Here is a 16,132-nt window from a genome sequence, read left to right on the forward strand (position 1 = left end):
GGGGCCAAGCCCCCTTTTTGCTTACTGAGTCAACGCCAGGGCGTCAGTTACTCAGCGGCAGCTACCGGAGCTTCTTCAACGAACTGCTCGGTACCGCCAGCAACGTGGTTGCGACCACGGATTACAGCGTCAGCCATCGAACCCATGTACAGCTGGATAGCGCGGATTGCGTCATCGTTGCCTGGGATGATGTAGTCAACGCCTTCCGGGCTGCTGTTGGTATCGACTACGCCGATAACCGGGATGCCCAGCTTGTTGGCTTCGGTGATCGCGATGCGCTCGTGATCAACGTCGATAACGAACAGTGCGTCAGGCAGACCGCCCATGTCCTTGATACCACCCAGGGAACGATCGAGCTTTTCCAGGTCACGGGAGCGCATCAGCGCTTCTTTCTTGGTCAGCTTGGCGAAAGTACCGTCTTCGGCTTGCACTTCAAGGTCACGCAGACGCTTGATGGAAGCACGGATGGTTTTGAAGTTGGTCAGCATGCCGCCCAACCAGCGGTGATCGACGTACGGCGAACCGCAACGTGCTGCTTCTTCAGCAACGATCTTGCCAGCGGAACGCTTGGTGCCGACGAACAGGATCTTGTTTTTGCCCTGGGCCAGACGCTCTACGAAAGTCAGAGCTTCGTTGAACATTGGCAGGGTTTTTTCAAGGTTGATAATGTGAATCTTGTTACGCGCGCCGAAAATGTATTTACCCATTTTCGGGTTCCAGTAACGGGTCTGGTGACCGAAGTGCACACCGGCCTTCAGCATATCGCGCATGTTGACTTGGGACATGATAGTTCCTTAATAAGTCGGGTTTGGCCTCCACGTATCCCAATGACCAACCAGCGGCATCAAGGCCTCCGGCACCCAGGTCATCGTGTCGACACGTGTGTGGATTTAAGCTTTTCGGGGTATCCCCGGAAAGCGGCGCATTTTATACCACAGCAAGGGCGAAAACGAAACCCGCAATCACACCTGACCGCAGCGATCTGTGCGCAAGCCGTTGAATAGAGCGGATTTACCCCCACCCTATAGATAGAAGCGATCGTCAGGGGCTCATGGTTTACCGCCCGCGTCTGTTAGAATCGCGTTTTTTGTGGCTTGTGCGAATTCAGCAACCTTTTGTCGCACGCCCGTAAACCGTATTGATTTCAGCGCGTCGCGCTAGAGAGAGCCTGTATGACCGTTAGTTTGAAAACCGCCGAAGACATCGCCGGCATGCGCATCGCCGGCAAACTGGCCGCTGACGTGCTGGAAATGATTGCAGAGCATGTAAAGCCGGGCGTCACCACCGAAACCCTGAACCAGATCTGCCACGACTATATCGTCAATGTGCAAAAGGCCATCCCTGCGCCGCTGAACTACAAAGGCTTCCCCAAGTCGATCTGCACCTCGGTCAACCACGTGGTGTGCCACGGCATTCCCGGTGACAAGCCGTTGAAGGACGGCGACACCCTGAACATCGACGTCACCGTGATCAAGGACCGCTACTTCGGCGACACCAGTCGCATGTTCCACGTCGGCAACGTGCCGGTCTGGGCCGAGCGCCTGTCCCAGGTGACCCAGGAATGCATGTACAAGGCCATCGAAATCGTCAAGCCAGGCTGCCGCCTGGGTGACATCGGTGAAGTGATCCAGAAGCACGCCGAAAAGAACGGCTTCTCGGTGGTGCGCGAATTCTGCGGCCACGGCATCGGCACCGTGTTCCACGAAGAACCACAGATCCTGCACTACGGCCGCGCCGGCACCGGCATGGAACTCAAGGCAGGCATGACCTTTACCATCGAGCCGATGATCAACCAGGGCAAGGCCGATACCAAGGTGCTGGGCGACGGCTGGACCGCTATCACCAAGGACCGCAAGCTCTCGGCCCAGTGGGAACACACGCTGCTGGTCACCGAAACCGGCTACGAGATCTTCACGTTGCGCGCAGACGACACCATTCCTCGCGTTTCGGCGTGAGGGTTGCTTCGGTTTTCCAGCTTCAACCGTGTGACTGACTCAATAGATAGATAGGAAAGCCGACCGATGCCCCAGGTGGATCCCGAACTCTTCGACCGTGGCCAGTTCCAGGCCGAGCTGGCATTGAAGGCGAGCCCCATCGCCGCCTTCAAGAAAGCCATCCGCCAGGCGCGCGAGGTGCTCGACGCGCGTTTTCGCAGTGGTCGGGACATCAGACGACTGATCGAAGACCGCGCCTGGTTCGTCGATAACATCCTGCAGAAAGCCTGGGAACAGTTCAGCTGGAGTGCAGACGCCGATATCGCCCTGGTGGCGGTCGGCGGCTACGGTCGCGGCGAACTGCACCCCTACTCCGACATCGACCTGTTGATTCTGCTGGACAGCGCCGACCACGAAACCTTCCGCGATTCCATCGAGCGTTTTCTGACATTGCTGTGGGACATCGGCCTGGAAGTCGGCCAGAGCGTGCGCTCGGTGGATGAATGCGCCGAAGAGGCCCGTGCCGACTTGACGGTGGTCACCAACCTGATGGAAAGCCGCACCATCTGCGGCCCCGAGCGCCTGCGCCAGCGCATGCTCGAAGTCACCAGCACCGCACACATGTGGCCGAGCAAGGATTTCTTCCTGGCCAAGCGCGCCGAACAGAAGGCGCGGCACCACAAGTACAACGACACCGAATACAACCTGGAACCCAACGTCAAGGGCTCTCCGGGTGGGCTGCGGGATATCCAGACGATTTTGTGGGTGGCGCGCCGCCAATACGGCACGCTGAACCTGCGCGCCCTGGCTGGCGAAGGCTTCCTGGTGGAGAGCGAAAACACCCTGCTGGCCTCGTCCCAGGAGTTCCTGTGGAAGGTGCGCTACGCCCTGCACATGCTCGCCGGGCGTTCCGAGGACCGCCTGCTGTTCGATCACCAACGCTCCATCGCCACCCTGCTGGGCTTTGAGGGCGAAGACGCGAAGACCAGCATCGAAAGCTTCATGCAACAGTACTACCGGGTGGTCATGAGCATCGCCCAGCTCAGCGACTTGATCATCCAGCACTTCGAGGAGGTGATCCTGGCCCCCGAAGACGAAGCGCCGCCGCAGCCGATCAATGCGCGCTTCCAACTGCATGACGGTTATATCGAAGCACGTAACGACAACGTGTTCCGCCGCACCCCGTTCGCCATGCTGGAAATCTTCGTGCTGATGGCCCAGCAGCCGGACATCAAAGGCGTGCGCGCCGATACTATCCGTTTGCTGCGGGAAAACCGTCACCTGATCGACGACGAATTTCGCAACGACATCCGCAATACCAGCCTGTTTATCGAACTGTTCAAGTGCCGCATCGGCATCCACCGCAACCTGCGGCGCATGAACCGCTACGGCATTCTCGGGCGCTACCTGCCGGAGTTCGGCTTTATCGTCGGGCAAATGCAGCACGACCTGTTCCACATCTACACCGTCGATGCCCACACCCTGAACCTGATCAAGCACCTGCGTAAGTTGCAGTACACCCAGGTGTCAGAGAAATTCCCACTGGCCAGTAAACTGATGGCCAAGCTGCCCAAGCCTGAGCTGATCTACCTGGCGGGCCTGTATCACGACATCGGCAAGGGTCGCCATGGCGATCACTCGGAAATCGGTGCAGTGGACGCCGAAGCCTTCTGCCAGCGTCACCAGTTACCCCTGTGGGACAGCCGTCTGATCGTCTGGCTGGTGCAAAACCACCTGGTGATGTCGACCACTGCCCAGCGCAAGGATTTGTCCGATCCACAGGTAATCCACGATTTCGCAGGAATCGTCGGCGATGAAACCCGTCTCGACTATCTTTATGTGCTGACCGTCTCCGACATCAACGCCACCAACCCCACGTTGTGGAACTCCTGGCGCGCCAGCCTGTTGCGCCAGCTGTACACCGAGACCAAGCGCGCCCTGCGCCGCGGCCTGGAGAACCCGGTGGACCGCGAAGAGCAGATCCGCCGCACCCAAAGTGCGGCCCTGGATATTCTGGTACGCGGTGGTAACGACCCGGACGACGTCGAACAGCTCTGGTCGCAACTGGGCGACGACTATTTCCTGCGCCACACAGCCGGCGACGTGGCCTGGCACAGCGATGCGATCCTGCAGCAGCCGGCCGACGGTGGCCCGCTGGTATTGATCAAGGAAACCACCCAGCGCGAATTCGAAGGCGGCACGCAGATCTTCATCTACGCGCCGGACCAGCACGACTTTTTCGCCGTGACCGTGGCCGCCATGGACCAGCTCAACCTGAACATCCATGACGCTCGGGTCATCACCTCCAGCAGCCAGTTCACCCTCGACACCTACATCGTGCTCGACACCGACGGCGACTCTATTGGCGATAACCCGGCGCGGGTGAAAAAGATCCGCGAAGGCCTCACCGAAGCCCTGCGCAACCCGGACGATTACCCAACCATCATCCAACGCCGGGTACCACGCCAGCTCAAGCATTTTGCCTTTGCGCCCCAGGTGACCATTTCCAACGACGCGCAGCGACCGGTGACGGTGCTGGAACTCAGCGCGCCGGATCGCCCGGGCCTGCTGGCGCGCATCGGCGGGATTTTCCTGGAGTTCGACCTGTCGTTGCAGAACGCCAAGATTGCGACCCTCGGCGAACGGGTGGAAGACGTGTTCTTCATCACCGACGCTGATAACCAGCCGCTGTCCGACCCTGAGCTGTGTCGCCGCCTGCAGGATGCGATCGTGGAACAATTGAGCGTGACCCAGGAACCCGGCGTTGAGCTGACCCGACTGACTATTTGAATTCTTAACTTTGTGAACACGAGTCATGTGGGAGCTGGCTTGCCTGCGATGCAGACACCTCGGTCCGTCAGGTCGACCGCAGTGATGCCATCGCAGGCAAGCCAGCTCCCACAGGGGCCGCGCTCACCGTGATAGAGGCTTATATGAACAACGCCCTTAACCAGTTGCAGCCCTACCCTTTCGAGAAACTGCGCGCCCTGCTCGGCAGCGTGACGCCGAACCCGGACAAACGCCCGATTGCACTGTCCATCGGCGAACCCAAGCACAAGTCCCCGACCTTTGTCGCCGAGGCGCTGAGCAACAACCTCGACCAGATGGCGGTGTACCCCACCACGCTGGGTACCCCTGCCCTGCGTGAAGCCATCGGCGCCTGGTGCGAACGCCGCTTCAATGTGCCCAAGGGCTGGTTGGACCCGGCGCGGAACATCCTGCCGGTCAACGGCACCCGTGAAGCCCTGTTCGCCTTCACCCAGACCGTGGTCAACCGTGGCGACGATGCGCTGGTGGTTAGCCCCAACCCGTTTTACCAAATCTACGAAGGCGCCGCGTTCCTGGCCGGGGCCAAGCCGCATTACCTGCCGTGCCTGGATAGCAATGGCTTGAACCCGGACTTCGACGCCGTCTCCCCCGACATCTGGAAACGTTGCCAAATCCTGTTCCTGTGCTCCCCAGGCAACCCGACCGGCGCGCTGATCCCGGTCGACACACTGAAAAAACTCATCGCCCTGGCCGACGAATACGACTTCGTGATCGCCGCCGACGAATGCTACAGCGAACTCTACTTCGACGAACAAACCCCACCGCCTGGCCTGCTCAGCGCCTGCGTCGAACTGGGGCGCCGGGATTTCAAACGCTGTGTGGTGTTCCATAGCCTGTCCAAGCGCTCCAACCTGCCAGGCCTGCGCTCAGGTTTCGTGGCCGGCGACGCCGACATCCTCAAGGCCTTTTTGCTGTACCGCACCTACCATGGTTGCGCGATGCCGGTGCAAACCCAGCTAGCCAGCATCGCTGCCTGGCAGGACGAGGCCCATGTACTGGCCAACCGTGACCTGTACCGCGAAAAGTTCGATGCGGTGCTGGCGATCCTCAAACCGGTGCTGGATGTACAAAGCCCGGACGGCGGCTTCTATCTGTGGCCGAAGGTGAACGGTGACGACGCGGACTTCTGCCGCGATCTGTTTGTGGAAGAACATGTGACGGTAGTACCGGGCTCTTACCTGTCCCGCGAAGTCGACGGTTTCAACCCAGGCGCAGGGCGTGTGCGCCTGGCATTGGTTGCGCCATTGGCCGAATGTGTCGAAGCGGCTGAGCGGATTCGCGATTTCATACAGCGCCGCGTTTGAGTTTCAAGCCGCTCCCACACCGTGGGAGCGGCCATTACCGATGTATCTTGCACCCATCAATGGGAACAAAGCCTGTTAAATGCTCCACCCACGTTCATCTGGTACGCACGCTCAGGTGAACGACATGCCCCTCACCATCCCAACCCGTCCCGTTTCTCCTCACTCCGTGAACGCACCTCACAGTAGAGCCAAACGCGGCGTCGCCATGCCGGACAAACTATGGCCTCAACATTCAGTGCTGACCATCTCGCGACTGAACATGACACAGGAACAAAAGGATCTGGTACAGCACAACATCAATAAATGGGCGCCGCACACTAACCTCTACTTGAAATTTATTGACAGCCCAAACGGTGACATACGCATTACTGCAGACAATAACAGTCACGCCGGATGGTCAAGCGTGGGAACCGATGCAAAAAACGTCCCCCTCTCCAAACCGACCATGAGTATTGGCTTCAAAGATTCACCGGACGGCATTGCCGCGACGGTTCAACACGAATTCGGCCACGCCCTGGGTTTGAAGCATGAGCACCAGCATCCGGATCGCACACTGGACCTGAATAGACAGAATATCTATGACGAGTACGAGTCGCGTAGGCAATTCAGCTATGAGGCCGATAACAATATCATCAGGACTTTTTCACGCCCCCAGGTAACAGCCTCTGCAAACTATGATGACAAATCCATCATGCACTATGGCTTTCCTGCTTCAAGACTCAACAGTGGCCCCCCCATCCCGCGCAACTTCAAACTGTCTGAAGACGATAAAAAGTTCATGCAGTCGCTTTATCCAGAAGATAAAACTCTCTTGGGCAAACTGCTCAATTCAAGCATCCGGGCAATGATCAGTTCCAGCCCTACTTAACACTTCCCAAGTTCGCTTCACTCATATCCAGATCCGCCAATACCTCGCGCAGTACATCGTCGCCAATCTGATGCTGGCGACTCAAACGGTAGAGCTCCAGGCGCTGCGCACGTAACGCCTTGAGCCTCAGCCTGCGCTCCAGTTGATCCATTTGCAGCGCCAGTGCCTGAGCCTCGGCCGAGTCATTGAATACGTCCAACTGATGACGATACTCCGCCATCAGCCGCGCCTTGAGCTCGGTGGCCAATGCAGCCTGAGCGGCATCCGGCGTTTCGGCTTCGACGGGTTCTTCGACCTCCAACGCATGGATCGCCGCCACGGCGGTCTTTTTCCAGGCCTCGCGCACTTCGTTGTGGCGCTTCTCATCCGGACTTTTCTCCACGCCACGCAACAGCAACGGCAGGGCAATGCAAGCGGCGACCAGCGATAGCAGGATGACCCCGGCGGCGATAAAGATCAGCAGGTCACGCTCAGGGAAATCCTGGCCCGGCGCCAGCAGCAAGGGCACCGACATGACACCCGCCAACGTCACCGCACCGCGGACACCGCCGACGGTCAGCAACCAGCAGGAGCGGGCCGTCGGCACCAGGGTCAGCGCGCTTTTGCCACGCAGCCTGCGCAGCAACCCCGACAGCCGCCAGATGCTCTGCACCCAGATAAACCGCAGCACCACCAGCACCAGAAAGATCGCCACCACGTCCAGGCAGCGGTACAACAGGGTGGGCCACAGGGTGGTTTCGTGGCTGACCACAGCCTTGATGATGTCCGGCAGTTGCAGGCCGAGCAGCAGGAAAATCAGGCCATTGAAGGCAAACTCCAGCAGCGACCAGACGCTGCGGTTGAGCAAACGCGTACTGGTCTGGCGCGGCAGCAGGTCGAGCCAGCTCTGCATCATGCCCGCCGCCACCGCCGACAAAATGCCCGAAGCGCCCAGACGCTCAGCCAACACGTAGGCAGCAAAGGGCAACAACAGCATGAACACCACATGGGTCGCGGGGTCATCCCAGCCCCGCGCAATCATCCACGCGCGCAGACGGCCGACCAGCCAGCTCAACGCCACCCCGACCGCCAAGCCGCCCACGGCGACCAATACAAAGGTCAGGCTGGCATCCGCCAGGGAAAACACCCCGGTCAACGCCGCCGCCAGGGCAAACTTGAAGGTCACCAGGCCTGACGCGTCATTCATCAGCGCCTCGCCTTGAAGCATGTGCATCAGCGGTTTAGGCAAGCGATTCTGAGAAATGGCCGACACCGCCACGGCATCCGTCGGGGATAAAACCGCCGCAAGGGCAAAGGCCACCGGCAAGGGGATCGAGGGCAGCAACCAATGAATGAAGTAGCCGGCGCCGACCACGGTAAACAGCACCAGGCCCACCGCCAATGTCAGAATCGGGCCACGCAGGCGCCACAGTTCGCGCTTGGGCATGCGCCAGCCATCGGAAAACAACAGCGGCGGCAGGAACAGAAACAGGAACAGCTCCGGGTCCAACGCCACATGCAGCCCCAATGTGGGCCAGGCCAGCAAGGCACCGGCGGCAATCTGTAGCAAGGGCAACGGCAGTGGGATGATGCGCCCGACCAGACGCGAAAAGCTGACCAGCATCAGCAGGATAAGAACGGTGTAGGCGGTTTGCATAACGCGGGTTTCCCGGACAATCGACTTGCAACGACACATCAGGCAACAACTGGCCGTTGAAGTGCCATATTACCCCGCTATGTTACTCGCCTAAGCCGCGCACCGGCTTTTGCACAAAAGTCGCAGGATGCTGACGAGCGGCGCCGAAACCGGCTGGTCGTGGCATAATCCGTGATCTTTCATTTTTCATTGGTCCAAAGGGGGGCAATTCCTTGACCGCTTCAAGCAAAACCCTGCACCTTTTCGGCATCAAAGCCTGCGACACCATGAAAAAGGCGCGCACCTGGCTCGATGAGCACGCGCTGAGCTACGAGTTCCATGACTACAAAACGGCCGGTATCGACCGCGAACACTTGACCCAATGGTGCAACGAGCACGGTTGGCAGGTGGTTTTGAACCGTGCGGGCACCACCTTTCGCAAACTCGAAGACGAACGCAAAGCCGATCTCGATCAGTCGAAAGCCATTGAATTGATGCTCGCACAACCCTCGATGATCAAGCGCCCGGTGCTTGATCTCGGTGACAGAACCCTGATTGGCTTCAAGCCAGATAGTTATTCGGCGGCCCTCAAGTAGGCCAGCCTTCCATTTTTGTAGAGGTAACAGCATGTCCAATTCCCTGTTCAGCCTGGGCTTCGGCGTCGGCACTCAGAACCGCCAAGGTGCTTGGCTGGAAGTGTTTTACGCACAACCGTTGCTCAACCCGTCAGCCGAGATCGTTGCCGCCATTGCGCCGATCCTGGGTTACACCGAGGGCAACCAGGCGATCACGTTCACCATCAGCCAAGCGCTGCAACTGGCAGATGCACTCAAGAACGTCGACGCCACTCAAGCCGCGCTGCTGAATCGCCTGGCTGAAAGCCACACCCCACTGGTTGCCACACTGCTGGCCGAAGACGCCGCGCTGACCTCCACGCCAGAGGCCTACCTCAAGCTGCACTTGCTGTCCCATCGCCTGGTCAAGCCTCACGGCCTGAACCTGGCAGGCGTGTTCCCGCAGTTGCCGAACGTGGCCTGGACCAGCCAGGGCGCCATCGACATCGCCGAACTTGCCGAGCGTCAGCTCGAAGCGCGTCTGCGTGGCGAGCTGCTGGAAGTGTTCTCGGTGGACAAGTTCCCGAAAATGACCGACTACGTGGTACCGGCCGGCGTGCGCATCGCTGACGCTGCGCGTATCCGCCTGGGCGCCTACGTGGGCGAAGGCACTACCGTGATGCACGAAGGCTTCGTCAACTTCAACGCCGGCACCGAAGGCCCAGGCATGATCGAAGGCCGTGTATCGGCAGGCGTGTTCGTCGGCAAGGGTTCGGACCTGGGCGGCGGCTGCTCTACCATGGGCACCCTGTCGGGCGGCGGCAATATCGTGATCAAGGTGGGCGAAGGCTGCCTGATTGGCGCCAACGCCGGCACCGGTATCCCGTTGGGCGACCGCAACACCGTGGAGTCGGGCCTGTACATCACCGCCGGCACCAAGGTTGCGCTGCTTGACGAGCAGAACCAGTTGGTCAAGGTGGTCAAGGCGCGCGAGTTGGCCGGTCAACCGGACCTGCTGTTCCGCCGCAATTCCGAGACCGGTGCCGTGGAGTGCAAAACCCACAAATCGGCCATCGAACTGAACGAAGCGCTGCACGCTCACAACTAAGCAGCCACTCGATGCCACTAGCGGGCCGCACCTTCGGGTGCGGCTCGCTTATACGAGTCTTGATCACCATGCTTGTGCCCTCCCCCTGGCGCGCCGATTTCCCGGCGATCGCCACCCTGCAAAGGCAAGACCAGACCTATCTGGACAGCGCCGCCACCGCCCAAAAACCCCAGGCCCTGCTGGATGCCATCAGCCATTACTACGCCAATGGCGCAGCCAATGTGCACCGCGCCCAGCATTTGCCGGGGGCCCATGCGACCCAAGCCTTTGAGGACAGTCGCAGCAAGGTCGCGCAGTGGTTGAATGCAGGCGACAGCGGGCAGGTCGTATTCACCCACGGCGCAACCTCTGCGCTGAACCTCTTGGCCTATGGCCTTGAGCACCTATTCAATGCGGGCGATGAGATAGCCATCAGCGCCCTGGAACACCACGCCAACCTGTTGCCCTGGCAGCAATTGGCCAAACGGCGTGCGCTGACGCTGGTGGTATTGCCCCTGGACGATGACGGCGTGATCGACCTGCAAGCCGCCGCATCATTGATCGGCCCGCGCACGCGCCTGCTGGCGGTGAGCCAGTTGTCCAACGTGCTGGGCACCTGGCAGCCGCTGGAAGCGCTACTGACGCTGGCCCAGGCAAACGGTGCCCTGACTGTTGTGGATGGCGCCCAAGGCATCGTGCATGGTCGCCACGACGTACAGGCCCTGGGCTGCGATTTCTACGTATTTTCCAGCCACAAGCTCTACGGCCCGGACGGCGTCGGCGTGCTGTTCGGTCGCAACGCTTCCCTGCATCACCTGCGCCACTGGCAGTTTGGCGGCGAGATGGTGCAGCAGGCAGATTATCAAGGCGCCAGCTTCCGCCCTGCCCCACTGGGGTTCGAAGCCGGCACGCCGCCCATTGCCGGCGTGATCGGCCTGGGTGCCACCCTGGATTACCTGAGCTCACTGGATCAGCACGCCGTGACCGCCCATGAAGCGGCACTGCACGACTATTTGCTGCGCGGGCTGAAAGCACGCAATGGCGTGCGCGTACTGGGATCACCGCAAGCAGCGCTGGTGAGCTTTGTGGTGGACGGTGTGCATAGCGCCGACCTGGCTCACCTGTTGACCGAGCAAGGCATCGCCGTGCGCGCCGGGCATCACTGTGCAATGCCACTGCTCAAGGCCATGCACTTATCCGGCGCCATTCGAGTGTCCCTGGCGCTGTACAACGACTCCGATGACCTGGAGCGCTTCTTTGAAGCGTTGGACCAGGCGCTGGATATGTTGCGATGAGCTTGCCAGTGGACGCGATGGCTGCGCTGCAGGCATTCCAGGCTGTCGGCGGTTGGGAGCAGCGCGCGCGGATGCTGATGCAATGGGGCGAGCGACTGCCCGCGTTGGCGGATGATGAAAAGGTCGACGCCAACCTGGTGCAAGGCTGTGAAAGCCTAGTGTGGTTGGTGGGGCATTTGCAGGACGGCCATTGGCAGTTTGCTGCCAGCAGCGAGGCAAGGATGATTCGCGGGTTGGTGGCGCTGTTGCTGGCGCGGGTCAATGGGTTGTCGGCTGATGAACTGCAAGCGGTGGATTTGCCGGGTTGGTTTGCACAACTGGGCCTGTCCCGGCAGCTGTCACCATCGCGCACCAACGGCTTGAATGCAGTCCTGCAACGTATGCGCGAACTAAGCCATACACACAACTGAATGTGGGAGGGGGCTTGCTCCCGATGGCGGCGTATCAGCCACCAGATCTATCAATCTGACACTCCAACTTGATAGCAACCGACGGTAACCACGATGCGAAGCGAGCCGCTCTTGATCTTGATCTTAGGCGCCCCGTCAAACCACGCTGGCCGGAATTCGACAGGGATTTGGGGGGTAAACCGGCAGGGATGCCGGTTTAGCCGCCCCGCGCCATGGATGGCGCGTGGCGGCGGCCCCCCAAATCCATGGCGGATTACGGGCACACCGAGCCTAAGCGAGGTGCCGAGTGGTGGGGCAAGAGCGCTTTGGTTACTTTCGCGCTTTTCGAAAGTGACCCGCTGTAAAAGCGGAACCAATAGCGGCCGTTACCTAAATAACGGATATGTACTCGGTCTAATCCAACATCCTGGTCGGCCCTGAGGCCGCCATCGGGAGCAAGCCCCCTCCCACATTTTGAACGGTGTGAAACTCTGAGACTCAGAGGGGCTTGACCCGCTCCGAAGGTCTGCGCACCCCAGCCACAATCTTGTCCACCGCCTTGGTCGCCGCCACCATCCCGAAGGTAGCCGTGACCATCATCACCGCGCCAAACCCGCCCGCGCAGTCCAACTTTACGCCGTCGCCAACAAAACTCTTCTGCAAACAGATGCTGCCGTCCGGCTTCGGATAGCGCAGTTGCTCGGTGGAAAACACGCACGGCACGCTGTAATGACGGGTGACGGTGCGCGAGAAACCGTAGTCGCGGCGCAGGGTGGAGCGCACCTTCGAGGCCAGCGGGTCATTGAAGGTGCGGTTCAGGTCGCACACCTGGATCAGCGTCGGGTCAATCTGCCCGCCAGCGCCGCCGGTGGTGATGATCTGGATCTTGCGGCGCTTGCACCAGGCAATCAGCGCCGCCTTGGCGTTGACGGCGTCGATGCAGTCGATCACGCAGTCGATGTTCGGGGTGATGTACTCGGCCATGGTGTCGCGGGTGACGAAATCCGCCACGGCATGCACGGTGCACGCCGGGTTGATGCCTCGCAGGCGCTCGGCCATCACTTCGACCTTGGGCTTGCCCACGGTGCTGTCCAGGGCGTGCAACTGGCGGTTGCTGTTACTCACGCAGACATCGTCCAGGTCAAACAGCGAAATCTCGCCCACCCCGCAACGGGCGATCGCTTCCGCCGCCCAGGAGCCCACGCCGCCGACGCCGACAATCGCCACATGGGCCGCTTTCAAGCGTTCCAGCCCTTCGATGCCGTACAAGCGGGCGACGCCTGCAAACCGCGGATCTTCTGTACTCATGATCATTACCCCAAAAACCGGCGCGCATTATGGACTACAGCGCGACAAGTTCGAAGCTTCCAGCTACAAGTAAAGAACTTAGGTGGACTTTCGCAGACTAACGTCCGGCTTTTCTCTGTCTGCTATACGCTCAGGGAAAGGCCGGTGTAGGATGCGCGCCGTTCGGCGTAGGCCGACACCTCTTTTCGTTCCGCACCTTTTGGAACCCGACATAACCATGGCATCGCGTAAATTTGGACTCAACCTGGTGATCGTGCTGGCCATCGCCGCGCTGTTCACCGGTTTCTGGGCGCTGATCAACCGCCCAGTCACCGCTCCCAACTGGCCTGAACAGATCTCCGGGTTTTCCTACTCGCCGTTCCAGCAAGGCCAGTACCCGCAGAAGAATCAGTTTCCGACTGAAGAGCAGATGCGTCAGGACCTTGCGATCATGAGCAAGCTGACGGACAACATCCGTACCTACTCGGTCGATGGCTCCCTGGGCGAAATCCCCAAGCTGGCCGAAGAGTTCGGCCTGCGCGTGACCCTGGGGATCTGGATCAGCCCGGACCTTGAACGCAACGAGCGTGAAATCCAGCGTGCCATCGAGATCGCCAATAACTCGCGCAGTGTCGTGCGCGTGGTGGTCGGCAACGAAGCCTTGTTCCGTGACGAAATCACCCCTGAAGCGCTGATTGTGTTGCTGGACCGCGTGCGCGCTGCCGTGAAAGTGCCGGTGACCACTTCCGAACAATGGCACATCTGGGAAAAGAACCCGCAACTGGCCAAGCACGTCGACCTGATCGCCGCGCACATCCTGCCGTTCTGGGAGTACATCCCGATGGACAAGGCCGGCCAGTACGTACTCGACCGTGCCAAGGATCTGAAGAAAGCCTTCCCGAAAAAGCCGCTGCTGCTGTCGGAAGTTGGCTGGCCGAGTAACGGCCGTATGCGCGGTGGTAATGAATCGTCGCCGGCTGACCAGGCCATTTACCTGCGCACGCTGGTAAACAAGCTTAACCGCCAGGGTTACAACTACTTCGTGATCGAGGCCTTCGATCAGCCGTGGAAAGTCAGTGACGAAGGCTCGGCAGGTGCTTACTGGGGCGTGTTCAACGCCGCGCGCCAGCAGAAATTCAATTTTGAAGGCCCGGTCGTTGCTATCCCGCAATGGCGGGTGCTGGCCATCGGCTCGGTGGTGCTTGCACTGCTGTCCCTGACCCTGTTGATGATCGACGGCTCGGCGCTGCGCCAGCGGGGCCGGACCTTCCTGACCTTTATTGCGTTTCTGTGCGGGTCGGTGCTGGTATGGATCGGCTACGACTACAGCCAGCAATACAGCACCTGGTTCAGCCTGATAGTCGGCGTGTTGCTGGCCCTCGGTGCTCTCGGCGTATTTATCGTGTTGCTGACCGAAGCCCACGAACTGGCGGAAGCGGTATGGACCCACAAGCGCCGGCGTGAATTCCTGCCGGTAGAAGGCGATTCGGACTACCGTCCGAAAGTGTCGATCCACGTGCCGTGCTACAACGAGCCACCGGAGATGGTCAAACAGACCCTCGACGCTCTGGCTGCCCTCGACTATCCGGACTACGAAGTCCTGATCATCGACAACAACACCAAGGACCCGGCGGTATGGGAACCGGTGCGCGACTACTGCGAAACCCTGGGCCCGCGCTTCAAGTTTTTCCACGTCGCACCCCTGGCTGGTTTCAAGGGGGGCGCGTTGAATTATCTGATCCCGCACACCGCCAAGGATGCCGAAGTGATCGCGGTGATCGACTCGGACTACTGCGTGTCACCCAACTGGCTCAAGCACATGGTGCCGCACTTCGCCGATCCGAAAATCGCCGTGGTGCAGTCGCCCCAGGATTACCGCGACCAGAACGAAAGCACCTTCAAGAAGCTCTGCTACGCCGAATACAAAGGCTTCTTCCATATCGGCATGGTTACCCGCAACGACCGTGACGCGATCATTCAGCACGGCACCATGACCATGACCCGTCGCTCGGTGCTTGAGGAACTGGGCTGGGCCGACTGGTGCATCTGTGAAGACGCCGAACTGGGCCTGCGCGTGTTCGAGAAAGGCTTGTCGGCAGCGTACTACCACGACAGCTACGGCAAGGGCCTGATGCCGGATACCTTTATCGACTTCAAGAAACAGCGTTTCCGCTGGGCCTACGGCGCGATCCAGATTATCAAGCGTCACACCGCCAGCCTGATACGTGGCAAAGACACCGAATTGACTCGCGGCCAGCGCTACCACTTCCTCGCGGGCTGGTTGCCGTGGGTAGCGGATGGCATGAACATCTTCTTTACCGTCGGCGCGCTGTTGTGGTCGGCGGCGATGATCATCGTGCCGACACGGGTCGACCCGCCGTTGCTGATTTTCGCAATCCCGCCGTTGGCGTTGTTCGTGTTCAAGGTCGGCAAGATCATCTTCCTCTACCGTCGTGCCGTAGGGGTGAACTTGAAAGATGCGTTCTGCGCGGCCCTGGCCGGGTTGGCGTTGTCCCATACCATCGCCAAGGCGGTGTTGTATGGCTTCTTCACCACCAGCATTCCGTTCTTTCGCACGCCGAAAAACGCGGACAACCATGGCTTCTGGGTAGCGATCTCTGAAGCCCGCGAAGAAATGTTCATCATGCTGCTGCTGTGGGGCGCCGCGCTGGGGATCTACCTGGTGCAGGGCCTGCCAAGCAATGACATTCGCTTCTGGGTCGTGATGTTGCTGGTGCAGTCGCTGCCCTACGTGGCTGCGCTGATCATGGCGTTCTTGTCGTCGCTGCCGAAACCGGCGCCGAAGGCTGAGCCCGCCACGGCTGTGTAAAAACTTGCGCAATGCACTAAACGGCGGCCTCTGGCCGCCGTTTTGCTATAAGATAACGGCCCTTTTGTGAGACTTGGCCTGGCCCAATTCTATGTGGGGGCTGGCTTGCCTGCGATGCAGACGCCGCTGTCTGACAGGCA

General features: G+C 60.0%; 12 protein-coding genes. 9 read left to right on the forward strand and 3 right to left on the reverse strand.

Annotated features, from left to right (window positions below; translation table 11 throughout):
• Positions 1-47: 47 nt before the first annotated feature.
• Entirely contained in the window at positions 48-785 is a 738-nt protein-coding gene (gene rpsB / locus E4P01_RS17090) for a 30S ribosomal protein S2 (protein ID WP_003189158.1), read from the reverse strand.
• 387 nt (positions 786-1,172) lie between these two features.
• Here rpsB and map point away from each other — a divergent pair, with 387 nt between their 5' ends.
• The 4 genes from map to E4P01_RS17110 all read left to right on the forward strand — a co-directional run bounded on the left by map (position 1,173) and on the right by E4P01_RS17110 (position 6,935).
• Positions 1,173-1,955 carry a type I methionyl aminopeptidase gene (map, locus tag E4P01_RS17095; RefSeq protein ID WP_032877377.1) on the forward strand — a complete coding sequence of 261 codons (783 nt, stop codon included), beginning with the start codon at positions 1,173-1,175 and terminating at the stop codon, positions 1,953-1,955.
• A gap of 66 nt (positions 1,956-2,021) precedes the next feature.
• Entirely contained in the window at positions 2,022-4,724 is a 2,703-nt protein-coding gene (locus E4P01_RS17100; RefSeq protein WP_032877378.1) for a [protein-PII] uridylyltransferase, read from the forward strand.
• 143 nt (positions 4,725-4,867) lie between these two features.
• Positions 4,868-6,067, forward strand: coding sequence for a succinyldiaminopimelate transaminase (gene dapC / locus E4P01_RS17105; protein WP_078820466.1), 1,200 nt, complete (start codon positions 4,868-4,870; stop codon positions 6,065-6,067).
• A gap of 124 nt (positions 6,068-6,191) precedes the next feature.
• Positions 6,192-6,935 carry a M12 family metallopeptidase gene (locus tag E4P01_RS17110; RefSeq protein ID WP_179119796.1) on the forward strand — a complete coding sequence of 248 codons (744 nt, stop codon included), beginning with the start codon at positions 6,192-6,194 and terminating at the stop codon, positions 6,933-6,935.
• Here the strand turns inward: E4P01_RS17110 and E4P01_RS17115 are convergent.
• The gene (locus tag E4P01_RS17115; RefSeq protein WP_032877381.1) at positions 6,928-8,571 is read right to left on the reverse strand and encodes a Na+/H+ antiporter; all 1,644 of its coding nucleotides are present in this window, start codon (positions 8,569-8,571) and stop codon (positions 6,928-6,930) included. The two genes, E4P01_RS17110 and E4P01_RS17115, sit on opposite strands and share 8 nt — an antisense overlap.
• A gap of 266 nt (positions 8,572-8,837) precedes the next feature.
• Between E4P01_RS17115 and E4P01_RS17120 the strand changes: the two genes are divergently transcribed.
• The 4 genes from E4P01_RS17120 to E4P01_RS17135 all read left to right on the forward strand — a co-directional run bounded on the left by E4P01_RS17120 (position 8,838) and on the right by E4P01_RS17135 (position 11,896).
• Positions 8,838-9,146, forward strand: coding sequence for an arsenate reductase (locus E4P01_RS17120; protein ID WP_241092152.1), 309 nt, complete (start codon positions 8,838-8,840; stop codon positions 9,144-9,146).
• 31 nt (positions 9,147-9,177) lie between these two features.
• Positions 9,178-10,212 (forward strand): 2,3,4,5-tetrahydropyridine-2,6-dicarboxylate N-succinyltransferase, encoded by a 1,035-nt coding sequence (dapD, locus tag E4P01_RS17125; RefSeq protein ID WP_032877456.1) that lies wholly within the window; start codon positions 9,178-9,180, stop codon positions 10,210-10,212.
• Positions 10,213-10,280: 68 nt separating this feature from the next.
• Complete coding sequence (locus E4P01_RS17130; protein ID WP_216090833.1) at positions 10,281-11,486, forward strand: cysteine desulfurase; 1,206 nt, start codon at positions 10,281-10,283, stop codon at positions 11,484-11,486.
• Positions 11,483-11,896, forward strand: coding sequence for a SufE family protein (locus tag E4P01_RS17135; RefSeq protein WP_103733446.1), 414 nt, complete (start codon positions 11,483-11,485; stop codon positions 11,894-11,896). Before E4P01_RS17130 ends, E4P01_RS17135 begins: the two co-directional genes overlap by 4 nt.
• Positions 11,897-12,373: 477 nt before the next feature.
• Here E4P01_RS17135 and tcdA read toward each other — a convergent pair whose 3' ends face one another.
• Positions 12,374-13,183: a tRNA cyclic N6-threonylcarbamoyladenosine(37) synthase TcdA gene (gene tcdA / locus E4P01_RS17140; protein WP_005785557.1), complete on the reverse strand. Its 810-nt coding sequence runs from the start codon at positions 13,181-13,183 to the stop codon at positions 12,374-12,376.
• Positions 13,184-13,400: 217 nt separating this feature from the next.
• On the opposite strand from tcdA, the gene E4P01_RS17145 reads away from it, so the two are divergent.
• A complete protein-coding gene (locus E4P01_RS17145) occupies positions 13,401-15,992 on the forward strand; it encodes a glycosyltransferase (RefSeq protein ID WP_005785555.1) in 2,592 nt (863 codons plus the stop codon).
• Positions 15,993-16,132 lie beyond the last annotated feature (140 nt).

Origin of the sequence: Pseudomonas sp. NCIMB 10586, assembly GCF_023127895.1 — a bacterium.
Classification (GTDB): domain Bacteria; phylum Pseudomonadota; class Gammaproteobacteria; order Pseudomonadales; family Pseudomonadaceae; genus Aquipseudomonas; species Aquipseudomonas synxantha_A.

Bases quoted from the DNA above. Each gene is read 5' to 3' on its own strand.
- rpsB (WP_003189158.1), bottom strand. From the start codon at position 785: ATGTCCCAAGTCAACATGCGCGATATGCTGAAGGCCGGTGTGCACTTC.
- map (WP_032877377.1), top strand. From the start codon at position 1,173: ATGACCGTTAGTTTGAAAACCGCCGAAGACATCGCCGGCATGCGCATC.
- E4P01_RS17100 (WP_032877378.1), top strand. From the start codon at position 2,022: ATGCCCCAGGTGGATCCCGAACTCTTCGACCGTGGCCAGTTCCAGGCC.
- dapC (WP_078820466.1), top strand. From the start codon at position 4,868: ATGAACAACGCCCTTAACCAGTTGCAGCCCTACCCTTTCGAGAAACTG.
- E4P01_RS17110 (WP_179119796.1), top strand. From the start codon at position 6,192: ATGCCCCTCACCATCCCAACCCGTCCCGTTTCTCCTCACTCCGTGAAC.
- E4P01_RS17115 (WP_032877381.1), bottom strand. From the start codon at position 8,571: ATGCAAACCGCCTACACCGTTCTTATCCTGCTGATGCTGGTCAGCTTT.
- E4P01_RS17120 (WP_241092152.1), top strand. From the start codon at position 8,838: ATGAAAAAGGCGCGCACCTGGCTCGATGAGCACGCGCTGAGCTACGAG.
- dapD (WP_032877456.1), top strand. From the start codon at position 9,178: ATGTCCAATTCCCTGTTCAGCCTGGGCTTCGGCGTCGGCACTCAGAAC.
- E4P01_RS17130 (WP_216090833.1), top strand. From the start codon at position 10,281: ATGCTTGTGCCCTCCCCCTGGCGCGCCGATTTCCCGGCGATCGCCACC.
- E4P01_RS17135 (WP_103733446.1), top strand. From the start codon at position 11,483: ATGAGCTTGCCAGTGGACGCGATGGCTGCGCTGCAGGCATTCCAGGCT.
- tcdA (WP_005785557.1), bottom strand. From the start codon at position 13,183: ATGAGTACAGAAGATCCGCGGTTTGCAGGCGTCGCCCGCTTGTACGGC.
- E4P01_RS17145 (WP_005785555.1), top strand. From the start codon at position 13,401: ATGGCATCGCGTAAATTTGGACTCAACCTGGTGATCGTGCTGGCCATC.